Raw genomic sequence first — 12,530 nt, 5'->3', positions numbered from 1 at the left:
AAAAACAACTCAAAGGTACAGACGATGTTCTGGAAAAAGAGTCCTTGCGCCGTTTTGGCAACGCTGATGGTGATTCACCTGTTAGCTCAAGTGGATCGAAATATTCTGCTTGGCTTCGCACCGCAAATCACCGGCGAGCTGGCGATCAATAATGCGCAATACGGCTTTCTCGTCGGCGCGGTCTGGGTGCTGAGCTATGGCGTGATGGCGGTGTTTCTCGGTGCGCTGGCCGACCGTCACAGTCGGCCGCGGGTAATCGGTGCAGGCATGCTCGTCTGGAGCGCCTGCACGGTGGCCTCCGGTTTTGTCCAGAACTTCGAACAAATGGTGGCGGCGCGTTTTCTGGTGGCCACCGGTGAAGCGGCGTTGGTGCCCGCCGCCACGGCGCTGCTGATGGAACTGTTTTCGGAGAAACGCCGGGGCACGGCGATGGGGCTGTTCTTCCTTGGTATTCCGCTGGGCATTGGCTGCAGCTTTTTGCTGGCGGGCACTCTCGGCGCCGCCCATGGCTGGCGCACCACGTTCTATTTCCTGGGTGTCGCCGGGTTAGTCATCGGCTTGCCTTTGATGCTGATGAGCGACAAGCGCAGCAACAACACGGTGCAAGAGCGCGGAGCCCCGCTCAAGACTCAGATGGCCGCTGTGTTCGGTGAGCTGCGCAGCAACCGTGTCGTGCGTTACACCGTTGCCGGTTTTGTGCTGGCGCATCTGGTCTATCCAGGCATTTCGTTCGCGCAACTCTGGATTGCCCGCGAGCGCGGGATGGACCCGGCCACGATCGCCACGACCATGGGTGTCATGCAGATCGTATTCGGTTCGTTGGGCGCCTTGGCCGGCGGCGTTTTGAGTGATCGTCTGGCCCCTCGTTTCAAAGGCGGCCACGCCAGTGTGTTGGTGTTGCTCATGCTACTGAGCGCGCCATTCATGATTGCTTATCGCCTCGTACCGGCCGACTCGCCGCTGTTCTTCGTAGGGATGGCGGTCGGCATTTTCATGCTGATGTCGCTTTACGGTTCTGCAACCACGGCGATTCAGGGCGCAGTCCCCGTGCGCATGCGTTCGACGGTGATGGGCTGTTCGATGCTCCTGCTGAACCTCTTCTCGGTGGCACTCGGCACGTTTGTCGTGGGCTGGATCAGCGACGCGCTGACGGCTGCCGGAGTGGATTCGCCGCTGACTCATGTGTTGTTGGTCAGCGACATTCTCGCGCTGGTGCTGGGTGGATTCTTCTTTTATGTGGCGGCGCGGATCAAGCGTGAAAGCACGCGTTCGCTGCCGGCCATGGGGATCGAGGTTTAGCTATGTCCAGATCCGCCGTCATTCAATTTCAGTCGGTCGTCAGCCAGCACCTGCCGGGCGTCCTTGCCAGCATCGTCGTCGCTATTGCGGCGCGGTTTCTGGCTGACCAGTACCAGGCGCCGGTGATGCTGTTGGCACTCTTGCTCGGCATGGCCATGAATTTTCTGGCGGCAGGGCCGAGCAAAGCGGGCATCGATTTCACCGCTCGTGAAGTGCTGCGTATCGGAGTGGCCTTGCTCGGGATGCGCATTTCGCTGGAGCAGATTGCGGCGCTCGGTTGGCATCCGGTGCTGATCGTTGTCGTGTCGGTGGTGGTCACCATTCTGGTGTCCATGCTGGCGGCGCGCGCCCTGGGCTTCAATGTGTTGTTCGGTCTGTTGTCGGGTGGTGCTACGGCGATCTGCGGTGCATCCGCAGCGCTGGCATTGGCAGCGGCGCTGCCTGCCCATCATGCCAAGGAGCGCGCGACGCTGTTCACGGTCATTGGCGTGTCCAGCCTGTCGACGCTGGCCATGATCCTTTATCCGGCAATTGCCCGGGCGATTGGACTGGACCCGCTGCAAGCCGGGGTGTTTCTCGGCGCCACCATCCATGACGTCGCCCAAGTGGTCGGTGCCGGGTACAGCATGTCCCATGACATCGGCGATACCGCCACGGTGGTGAAACTGATGCGCATCGCCATGCTCCTGCCGGTCATCGTTTGCGCAGTGTTGATCACCCGTTCTCAGGGCGGGCAGGGGACCGGTGAGAGACCACCGTTATTGCCCTGGTTTGCCGTGGCGTTCATCGCCTTGGCTGCAGTGACCAGTTTCGGTTGGCTGCCTTCAGCGGTGCAGACGCTGGGCAACCAATTATCGAGCTGGTGTCTGGTCGTCGCCATCAGTGCGCTCGGGATGAAAATCCAGTTGAGGGAGCTGGCCACGGTGGGGATCAAACCCATTCTATTGATGGTCGGTGAAACCGTTTTCTTGCTGGGACTGGTGTTGCTGTTGATACGACTTGGTAGTTGAGTCTGGTCGCTCAATACCCTGGGGTGTGCTGACTCCGGCGGTATTGATTGGGTCACTTTGAATGAATCGAACACTCCCCTGATGGGGATAAGAGTGGTGAGCACTGTCGCGCCCGTCTTGGGTGGCCAGACGTTTTTTCATAAACACAAAAACAACAACAAAAAAAATCGGAGCCAACGTATGCGAATAAACAAAATTACTGGTGTGAGTGTATGGGAGCCAACGCTGCTGGCCTCGGCACTGTTCGTCGCTGCGTTGCCAGCGGCCCATGCCTTCGAACTCAATACCGGAAATGAAGACTGGACGGTGCGTTTCGACAACACGTTCAAGTTCAACTACGCCCAGCGGGTTGAAAGTCCCAACAGCAAGTTGGCCAATTCATGGAACAACAACGACGGTAACCGCAACTTCTCCTCGGGGAGTGCGGTGTCCCAGCGTCTTGATGTGCTCTCTGAGCTGGATGTGGCCTATCAAAAGAAGATGGGTTTTCGCGTCAGCACCAACAGTTGGTACGACCATGCCTATGACAATGTCGGCAGCGACAATGCGGCGACCAACCAGCTTAACCATGGGGTGCCGGACTCACGCCATATCAGCGGCTACGCCGATCGCTACTACAACGGCCCGTCGGCCGAGATCCTCGATGCCTTCGTGTTTGGCAGCACCGAAGTCGGTGAGGAATCGATCCTCAGCGCCAAACTCGGCAAGCACACCCAGTACTGGGGCGAGAGTGTCCTGGCCTTCGCCCACGGCAACAGCTACGGCCAGTCGGGTCTGGACATTTCCAAGGCACTGGCGGTGCCGGGCACCGAAGCCAAGGAATTGTTCATCCCGCGTAATCAGTTGTCCGCGAGCTTCACGGTCAACCCGGAACTGACCCTCGCCGCGCAATACTTCCTTGATTGGGACGCGTCGCGCCTGCCGGAGTCCGGCACGTATTTGGGTTTCAACGACGGCATCCAGAACGGCGGGCACAACCTGTCGCTGATCGGTGGTTTGAATCCGCGTTTTGGTACGCCAGGGCCGCTCGGTGCGAACCAGTTTCTGCGCCTGAGCAATGGCCATACCTTCACCCCCGACAAGCGCGGCGACTTCGGTTTGATGGCCAAGTGGAGCCCGGAATGGCTGAACGGTACCCTCGGTTTCTACTACCGCAAAACCTCCGACATCCTGCCTAACCTGGTGCTGCAGCCGACCGCCGTCGGCCCTGCACAGCTGATCTCCGGCAACATCGGCAGCTACAACCAGTTCTACGTCGATGACATCGATATCTATGGCATCAGCCTGTCGAAAAGCGTCGGCGATGTCAGCGTCGGTTTCGACCTGAACTATCGCGAAAACATGCCACTGGCCAGCGTGGCAGGCTCTGTCAGCCCAGCTGCGGCCGCCGCCGGCTTGCCAGGCTTTATCGGCAGCTTTAACGGCGAAAACGGCGTGGCCCGCGGCAACACCGTGCACGCGGTGCTCAACGGCCTGACCACCTTTGGCGACACGCCGCTGTGGGACAGCTCCTCGTTGCTGGTCGAACTCGGCTACAGCCGCTGGCTGAAGGTGACCGACAACAAGCAACTGTTCAAGGGTGAGGACTGGTACCACGGGATCGACAAGGTCACCAAAGACAACTACATCATCGGCGTCAACTTCAACCCGACCTGGTATCAGGTCTTCCCCGGCATCGATATGTACATGCCGATGACCTACAACGTCGGCCTCAACGGCAACTCCGCCGTGCAGCTCGGCGGTAACGAGGACTCCGGCAGCTATTCGATCGGCGTCGGCATGGATGTACGCAACCAGTACCGCTTCGACCTGAAATACGTGGACAACTTCGGTCCATTCGACACCTGCAGTTCGCCAGGCAGCGCTGGCAATCCAGGAGACGGCGCTGCACCAGGTGCCAACGGGCAGTACAACTGCGTGCCCGGTCAAACCACCGCGTTCGGCGGTACACCGGCCCAGCTCAAGGATCGCGGCATGGTCACGGCCACCTTCAAGACAACTTTCTGATTTGCGATTGCTTAAAAACAATCAGGAGAACGACAAAAATGAAATGCATGTACACGCTGTTGACCGCCTCCCTGGCGCTGACCTTCGCTGGTCTCGTGCAGGCCGCCGTGCCCGCCGCAGACGCCGCTAAACTCGGGAGCAACCTGACCGCCGTAGGCGCCGAAAAAGCGGGGAATGCCGATGGCTCCATTCCGGCTTATTCAGGCGGGCTGACCAGCCTGCCGGCAGGGTTCAAGGCCGGTGACACCTTTCGCCCGGACCCCTACACCAACGAGAAGCCGCTGCTGGTAATCGATGGCAAGAATGTCGCCCAGTACAAGGATCAGCTAACTGCCGTCACCGTCGAATTGACGAAGCGTTTTCCGAGTTTTCGCGTTGAGGTCTACCCGACCCACCGCAGCGTGGCGTTGCCTCAAAGTGTGCTGGATAACACCTTGAAGAACGCCACCGGCGCCAAGTCGCTGGAAGGTGGCAACGCTATCGAGAACGTGCTGCCGGGCGTGCCTTTCCCGATCCCGCAATCGGGTGCCGAGGCCATGTGGAACCACTTGCTGCGTTATCAGGGCGTCGCTTATTCAACCAAGTACGATTCCTGGAACGTCGACTCGTCCGGATCACAGAACCTGGCCACCAGCGGCGAGATCATCAACTCGTTTCCGATCTTCGAAGACCCGAACAAGGTTATCGATGGCAAAGACACCTACTTCCAGACCCGCCTGTTCTACACCGGCCCCGCGCGCCGTGCAGGCGAAGCGATCATGCTCAAGGACGCAGCCAATCCGCTGGTGCAGGCTCGCCGCGCCTGGCAATACTTGCCGGGGCAACGCCGCGTGAAACTGGCACCGACCCTGGCTTACGACACGCCAAACCCGGGCACCGCAGGTTCCGGCACCTATGACGACGTTTATGTCTTCAACGGTGCGCTGGATCGCTATGACTGGAAACTGGTCGGCAAGCAGGAAATGATCGTGCCGTACAACACCTACGCGCTGAGCTACATCAAGGATCCGAAAGCCCTGACCACACCGAACCACCTGGCGCCGCAATTCGTGCGTTGGGAGAAGCACCGTGTGTGGGTCGTGGAAGGCACGCTCAAGTCCGGTGCCCGTCACGTCTACGCCAAGCGTCGTTTCTATCTGGACGAGGACAGCTGGGTCGCTCTGGCATCCGACCAATACGATGCCCGTGGTCAGCTGTATCGGGGCTCTTTCAGCTTCCTCTCGCAAAGCTACGACGTGACGACCCCCAACACCACGCCGCACGTGATCTATGACCTGGTGGGCGGGACCTACAACATCAATGGTTTGTCGGGTGCCTACGGCGGCATCAAATACATCGCACCGCTCTCCAAGTCGCAGTGGTCGCCGGACGCGCTAGCCGGTAATGGCGTTCGCTAAGCACCGCACAACAAGAGACTGGGCCGGTTGCTGCCAAGCTCCGGCCCGGCCAAGAGGACGCACTATGTGTTCATTCAAAACGCGCGTGCCGCTGATGTTGGCGATGCTGTTGGCGCTGTGGCAGACGCTTGCACTGGCCTCCGGGTACGTTGATGTGCTGGACCTACCCGCCAAGCCCAGCGCATTGGCCGTGCGCAGCCCTTTGCTTGACGTTGCGAATGCCGGGCAGCGTTTGGTCGCGGTCGGGCAGCGGGGCCACATTCTTTATTCCGACGATGCCGGCCAGCAATGGCAGCAGGCCAATGTGCCGATCAGCAGTGACTTGAATGCTGTGTACTTTTCTACCCCTGAACAAGGCTGGGCAGTCGGCAACGATGGCGTGATTTTGCACAGCAACGACGCCGGCGCGACCTGGAAAAAACAACTGGACGGCCGAGCGATCGGTGGGTTGTTGGTCAAGCATTACGCGGCGCTGGCGAATGCCGAGCCGTCTAACGAACAATGGCCGCTGCTGGTTGCTGAAGGCCAGCGGCTGGTCGAGGAGGGCGCCGACAAACCCTTGCTCGACGTCTGGTTCGCCGATGACAAACGCGGTTATGCGGTCGGTGTGTTCAACCTGATCTTGCGCACCGAAGACGGTGGTCAGAGCTGGACACCTTTTCAGGATCGCACCGACAACCCGCAGAACTTTCACTTGAACGCCATCGCGTCGACCGGCGACGCGCTGTATATCGTCGGCGAACAAGGCCTGGTGCTGAAATGGGACGACGCGCAGCAGCGTTTCTCCGCCCTGAGCACCCCGTATCAGGGCAGCTTTTTCGGTGTCGTCGGCAAGCCTGGCGAAGTCGTCGTCTACGGCCTGCGCGGCAATGTGCTGCGCAGCTCGGATGGCGGGTTGAGCTGGATGCCGTTCGATACCGGCCTGCAAGTCAGTGTCACCGCCGCCGCGATTGATGCCCAGGGTCACTATCGGTTGTTCACCCAGGCGGGGCACATGCTGGTCGATCAGGCCAACACCGCCCGATTGCAACTGTTGCCACAACAGAACCCGTCACCGGTGGCGGGCGCCGCCGTGGCCAGCGATGGTGCGCTGATCGTGGTCGGCAGCCGTGGTGCACGTGCGCTTCTCAAAGAATAAGAGCCAGAACAATAAGAGCGAGTATTCAGACATGGCCACTACCAAGCAAGACAACATGCCGGTGATCCGCGATCTGCATGACTTTGATCGGCGCTCCGGCAACCTGCTGGAACGGCTGGTGTTCAACTACCGCCCGCTGTTCATCGTGCTCATGACCCTGGCCACGCTGGTGCTGGGCTACATGGCGGCAACCCGTCTCGAGTTGCGCCCCAGTTTCGAAAAAATGATCCCGCAAAGCCAGCCGTACATTCAGAATTTCCTGGAGAACCGCCAGTCGCTGCGCGGTCTGGGCAACTCGGTGCGGGTGGTGGTGGAAAACACCCAGGGCGACATCTTCGACCCCGACTACCTGAACGTGCTCAAGCAGGTCAACGACGAACTGTTCCTCGCCGAAGGGGTCGACCGCGCCTGGATGAAGTCGCTGTGGACGCCGGCCGTGCGCTGGACTGAAGTCACTGAAGAAGGCTTTCAGGGCGGCCCGGTGATGCCCGACAGTTATCAGGGTTCACCATCAGACATCGAACAACTGCGGCAGAACATCACCCGCGCCGGCATCGTCGGCAGCCTGGTCGCCAGTGATTTCAAGTCGAGCATGCTGATCGTGCCGCTGCTGGACAAAGCCTCGGCCACTGGCCAGAGCATCAACTATCACCAGTTTTCGCGGATGCTCGAAGAGCAGTTGCGCGACAAGATCGAGTTCGCCGGTGACGGCGCGGCGCGCAAGTCTGGAGAGGAGGGCAAGGGTCACTACAAGGTCCGGGTGATCGGTTTTGCCAAGCTGATCGGCGACCTGATCGATGGTTTGATTCAGGTGATGATGTTCTTCGGCCTGGCCGTGGTCACCTCGCTGGTTATCATCTACCTCTACACCCGATGTGTGCGCAGCACGCTGCTGGTGGTCGGCTGTTCGCTGACCGCAGTGGTCTGGCAGCTGGGTATCGTCGCCTGGCTGGGTTACGCCATCGACCCATACTCGGTCCTGGTGCCGTTCCTGATCTTCGCCATCGGCGTGTCCCACGCCGCGCAAAAGATGAACGGGATCATGCAGGACATCGCCCGTGGCACTCATAAACAAGTGGCCGCACGCTACACCTTCCGTCGCCTGTTTATCGCCGGTGTCACCGCGTTGCTGGCTGATGCGGTGGGTTTTGCCGTGTTGATGCTGATCGACATACCCGTGATCCAGGACTTGGCTATCACCGCCAGCATCGGTGTGGCCGTCCTGATCTTCACCTCGCTGCTGCTCATGCCGGTGGCGCTGTCCTTTGTCGGCGTCGGTGCAAAAGCCGCCGATCGCGCATTGAAAATCGACACGCGGGCGGCCGCGCATAAGGGTTTCGGCAGACTGTGGGACAAACTGGATCGCTTCACGACACGGAAGTGGGCCACTGGCGCCGTACTGGTGGCGGCCTTGCTGGGAATCGGTGGCTTTGTGGTCAGCCTGCACCTGAAGATCGGCGACCTCGACAGCGGTGCTCCGGAGTTGCGTGCGGAATCGCGCTACAACCGCGACAACGCCTACATCACCCAGCATTACGCGCTGTCCAGCGACCTGTTCGCGGTGATGATCAAGACCCCGGCGGAAGGCTGCCTGAATTATCAGACGCTGATCCTCGCCGACCGTCTGGCCTGGGAACTTCAGCAGTATCCCGGGGTGCAGGCCACGGCATCGCTGGTCAATGCGGTGCGCCAGATCACCGCCGGATCCTACGAGGGCAATCCCAAGCTCAACAGCATCCAGCGCAACCAGAACGTGCTGAACTATGCCGCGCAACAAGCCTCGGTCAATTCCCCGGAGCTGTTCAACACAGATTGTTCGCTGATGCCCGTGATCGCCTTCCTCAAGGACCACAAAGCCGAGACTCTCGATGCGGTGGTGGCCATCGCCGACAAGTTCGCCCGGGAAAACAGCACCGAGGATCGCCAGTTCCTGCTGGCTGCCGGCACCGCCGGAATCGAGGCGGCGACCAACATTGTGGTGCGCGAAGCCAACCGGACCATGTTGCTGTACGTGTACCTGGCGGTGACCCTGTTCTGCCTGATTACCTTCCGCAGTTGGCGGGCAACGCTGGTGGCGTTGCTTCCGCTGGTGCTGACCTCGATCCTCTGCGAAGCCTTGATGGTGATCATGGGCATCGGCGTGAAGGTGGCAACGCTGCCGGTGATCGCACTGGGTGTCGGGATCGGTGTGGACTACGCGCTGTACTTGCTCAGCGTCCAACTGCAGTACCAACGCCAGGGCCTGTCGCTGTCGGATGCCTACCGCAATGCCGTGGCTTTCACCGGGCGAGTAGTGGGACTGGTCGGTATCACTCTGGCGGCCGGGGTCATTTGCTGGGCCTGGTCGCGGATCAAGTTTCAGGCCGACATGGGCATCCTGCTGACCTTCATGTTCCTGTGGAACATGCTCGGGGCGTTGGTCCTCATTCCGGCGCTGTCGTACTTCCTTCTGAACGGTGAACGGCGCAAGCAGGGAGTCGTCACGCTGCCTGCAAGCCCCGCTGTCCTGCAAGCTCAAGGCGAAGTCTCCTAGCGTTTCTATCCTATTGCCAATAACAAACTCCGGGCGATGCCCAAACACCATCCGAGCGATCCATCATGACTGACTACAAAGCTCCCCTGCGTGATATGCGCTTCGTACTCAACGAAGTATTCGAAATCTCAAAATTGTGGGCCCAACTGCCGGCCTTGGCCGAGGTGGTGGACGAAGACACCGCCAGCGCTGTCCTCGAAGAAGCCGGTAAAGTCATCGCGGGTACTGTCGCCCCGCTGAACCGCAGCGGCGACGAAGAAGGCTGCACCTGGACCAACGGCTCCGTGAAGACCCCGGCCGGTTTCCCCGAGGCCTATCGGGTCTACGCCGAAGGCGGTTGGACCAGTGTCGGTGGTGACCCGCAGTTCGGTGGCATGGGCATGCCCAAGGTGATTTCCACCCAGATTGATGAAATGGTCAACTCGGCCAATCTGTCGTTCAGCCTGTACCCGATGCTGACCGCCGGCGCCTGCCTGTCGATCAATGCTCACGCTAGCGAAGAGCTGAAAGATAAGTATCTGCCGAACCTGTATGCCGGCGTCTGGACCGGCTCTATGTGCCTGACCGAACCGCATGCCGGTACCGACCTAGGTATCATCCGCACCAAAGCCGAGCCTCAGGCCAATGGCAGTTACAAGGTCAGCGGCACCAAGATTTTCATCACCGGTGGCGAGCAAGACCTCACCGAAAACATCATCCACCTGGTTCTGGCCAGACTGCCGGATGCTCCGGCGGGTCCGAAAGGCATTTCGCTGTTTTTGGTGCCCAAGTTCATGGTCAATGCCGACGGCTCGCTGGGCGAGCAGAACAGCCTTTCCTGCGGTTCGATCGAGCACAAGATGGGTATCAAGGCCTCGGCCACCTGTGTGATGAATTTTGACGGGGCTACCGGCTGGATCATCGACGCGCCGAACAAGGGCCTTGCCGCCATGTTCACGATGATGAACTACGAACGTCTGGGTGTCGGTGTTCAGGGCCTGTCCCTGGGTGAGCGCTCCTACCAGAACGCCGTCGAATACGCCCGCGACCGTATCCAGAGCCGTGCGCCGACCGGCCCGACCGATCAGGACAAAGCCGCCGACCCGATCATCGTGCACCCGGACGTGCGCCGCATGCTGCTGACCATGAAAGCGCTGAACGAAGGCGGTCGCGCCTTCTCCAGCTATGTGGCCATGCAATTGGATACCGCCAAATTCAGTGAAGACGCTGCCACACGCAAACGCGCGCAAGAACTGGTCGACCTGCTGACGCCAGTCGCCAAGGCCTTCCTCACCGACATGGCACTGGAAACCACGGTGCATGGACAGCAGATCTTCGGCGGTCACGGCTTCATCCGTGAGTGGGGCCAGGAGCAATTGATCCGTGACTGCCGCATCACCCAGATCTACGAAGGCACCAATGGCATCCAGGCACTCGACCTATTGGGTCGTAAAGTGGTCGGGAGTGGCGGTGCGTTCTACAAGCACTTCGCTGAAGAGATCAAGGCCTTCACTGACAGTGCCGACGCTTCATTGGCAGAGTTCGTCGAGCCGCTGAAGGCCGCCATCGCCAATCTGGAGCAGATGACGGTCGATTTGTTAGAGCGTGCCAAGGACAACCCGAATGAAGTCGGTGCGGCCTCGGTCGAATACCTGCATGTGTTCGGCTATACCGCTTATGCCTACATGTGGGCCCTGATGGCGCGTACCTCGCTGGCGAAGCAAGAACAGGACTCGTTCTACAAGACCAAGTTGAGCACTGCGCGATTTTTCTTCGCGCGTCTGCTGCCGCGGATCCAATCGCTAACCGCCACAGTCAAGGCCGGTAGCGAAAGCTTATATCTGCTGGACGCCGCTCAATTCTGATCAACGATCTATACCGTGATACCCAGCTACTCAAGCCCATGCAGGTATGTCTTCCCATTGGTTAACAAGTCAACTCCGGTGGGAGGACGTACGCCGTTTCAGATTCAGGCTAGGCGCTGGCATCGGCTTCACGCTCGTCTGCGAAGGCCATGAACACATCGATAGCTGCCTGCCACGAATGGCAGAATGCAACCCAGGCTGTGCGAAAACGAATTGGCAAGAGAACGCCATGTTGGTCCACGCAGATTGTTCAGACTGGAATGTGGCTGCTCAGCCGACTCGGGAGTCTGGTCACTCTCAGACTGACCATTAGGAGGTTTACCTCACTGTTTTTTCGCCTCAAGTAATCCCTAGACGCGAAGATATTCATCATTCGCTCGAGGTTCCCTGTTTAATCCAACTAGTAAGCTCATTGACCATTTGATTGACTTCACTGCCTTCAGGCTCGGAGGGGCGAATAATAGCGTTCCAGGCGATATCCAGGCCGTCATTGAGGGCTGCCCATGCAAGCTCCCCGCGCTCAAGGCTGGGCGTCACCAGGTCGCGTTGCAAGATGCTGATTCCGTATCCTGAACGGACTAACTCGACGATGGCTTCTATCAACTCCACTGTGATCATTCGACGCGGCAAAATACTCGCGGGTGCGAAGAAACGGTCATATTCCCAGCCACTGGCACGATCCGTCGAGTACGTCACCAGGTTGTAGGTTTTGAAGTCTTCGGCATAGATGTTTTTCCTCCCCGCAAGTGGGTGATCGGTTGCCATGATCGCAATCAGGTCGTCCCGGAAAAGCGGCAACTTGGCGACGCCGCTAGGCACCATGCCGTCATCGATAATCGACACATCGAGCTTTCCTTGCATCAGGCTGGCATAAACGTCGTTACGAGGTACGGTCACCAGTGTTATCTCGATGTCTGGACGCAGCATTGAGTAATGCTTGATGAATTTTGGAATCCAGCGAAACGGACCGTATGAGGTGACGCCCATGCGAACGAAGGCTGTAACCCCGCCGGCCATGGATCTGGCCTCAGCCTCGGCTTCATTCAGAATGACGATGATGTCCCTGGCGGCACGTTCCAGCCGCACCCCGGCGGGGCTGAGTCGCAACTTTCCCCCCGAGCGCTCTGTCAGGGGCACACCCAGCCTTCGCTCCGCCTCCCGCATGCGATGACTCACCGCCGACGGCGTCAGCCATAAACGCTCGGCAACCGCCGTTATCGAATCGACTTCCGACAGGGTTTGCAGCATGACGAGGTGATCCAGGGTAAGTCTCATAGGGCGCGACCTGAAAATAATTCACAA

8 protein-coding genes are annotated in these 12,530 nt (G+C 59.4%); 7 read left to right on the top strand and 1 reads right to left on the bottom strand.

All coding sequences use genetic code 11. The features are described from left to right. Nucleotides 1-24: 24 nt before the first annotated feature. From ACMXYI_RS27150 to ACMXYI_RS27120, 7 genes are all read left to right on the top strand, one after another. Nucleotides 25-1,299: an MFS transporter gene (locus tag ACMXYI_RS27150; protein WP_415770033.1), complete on the top strand. Its 1,275-nt coding sequence runs from the start codon at nucleotides 25-27 to the stop codon at nucleotides 1,297-1,299. Between the two features lie 2 nt (nucleotides 1,300-1,301). Continuing rightward, the gene (locus tag ACMXYI_RS27145) at nucleotides 1,302-2,309 is read left to right on the top strand and encodes a YeiH family protein (RefSeq protein ID WP_415770031.1); all 1,008 of its coding nucleotides are present in this window, start codon (nucleotides 1,302-1,304) and stop codon (nucleotides 2,307-2,309) included. A 180-nt stretch (nucleotides 2,310-2,489) separates the two neighbouring features. Then, nucleotides 2,490-4,316: a DUF1302 domain-containing protein gene (locus ACMXYI_RS27140; RefSeq protein WP_415770029.1), complete on the top strand. Its 1,827-nt coding sequence runs from the start codon at nucleotides 2,490-2,492 to the stop codon at nucleotides 4,314-4,316. 38 nt (nucleotides 4,317-4,354) lie between these two features. Next, nucleotides 4,355-5,713 carry a DUF1329 domain-containing protein gene (locus ACMXYI_RS27135; RefSeq protein ID WP_415770028.1) on the top strand — a complete coding sequence of 453 codons (1,359 nt, stop codon included), beginning with the start codon at nucleotides 4,355-4,357 and terminating at the stop codon, nucleotides 5,711-5,713. Nucleotides 5,714-5,777: 64 nt separating this feature from the next. Next, nucleotides 5,778-6,851, top strand: a complete 1,074-nt coding sequence (locus ACMXYI_RS27130) for a WD40/YVTN/BNR-like repeat-containing protein (RefSeq protein ID WP_415770026.1) — start codon at nucleotides 5,778-5,780, stop codon at nucleotides 6,849-6,851. 31 nt (nucleotides 6,852-6,882) lie between these two features. After that, entirely contained in the window at nucleotides 6,883-9,384 is a 2,502-nt protein-coding gene (locus ACMXYI_RS27125; RefSeq protein WP_415770024.1) for an efflux RND transporter permease subunit, read from the top strand. 65 nt (nucleotides 9,385-9,449) lie between these two features. Next, nucleotides 9,450-11,228, top strand: a complete 1,779-nt coding sequence (locus ACMXYI_RS27120; RefSeq protein WP_415770022.1) for an acyl-CoA dehydrogenase C-terminal domain-containing protein — start codon at nucleotides 9,450-9,452, stop codon at nucleotides 11,226-11,228. A 369-nt stretch (nucleotides 11,229-11,597) separates the two neighbouring features. Here ACMXYI_RS27120 and ACMXYI_RS27115 read toward each other — a convergent pair whose 3' ends face one another. Further along, the gene (locus tag ACMXYI_RS27115) at nucleotides 11,598-12,476 is read right to left on the bottom strand and encodes a LysR family transcriptional regulator (RefSeq protein ID WP_415770020.1); all 879 of its coding nucleotides are present in this window, start codon (nucleotides 12,474-12,476) and stop codon (nucleotides 11,598-11,600) included. Between the last annotated feature and the right edge of the window lie 54 nt (nucleotides 12,477-12,530).

The sequence above is a fragment of the Pseudomonas lyxosi genome (genome assembly GCF_047758685.1).
Lineage (GTDB): Bacteria > Pseudomonadota > Gammaproteobacteria > Pseudomonadales > Pseudomonadaceae > Aquipseudomonas > Aquipseudomonas lyxosi.
The sequence above is the reverse complement of the archived record's forward strand: the minus strand, read 5'-3'. Positions and strand labels throughout refer to the sequence as shown.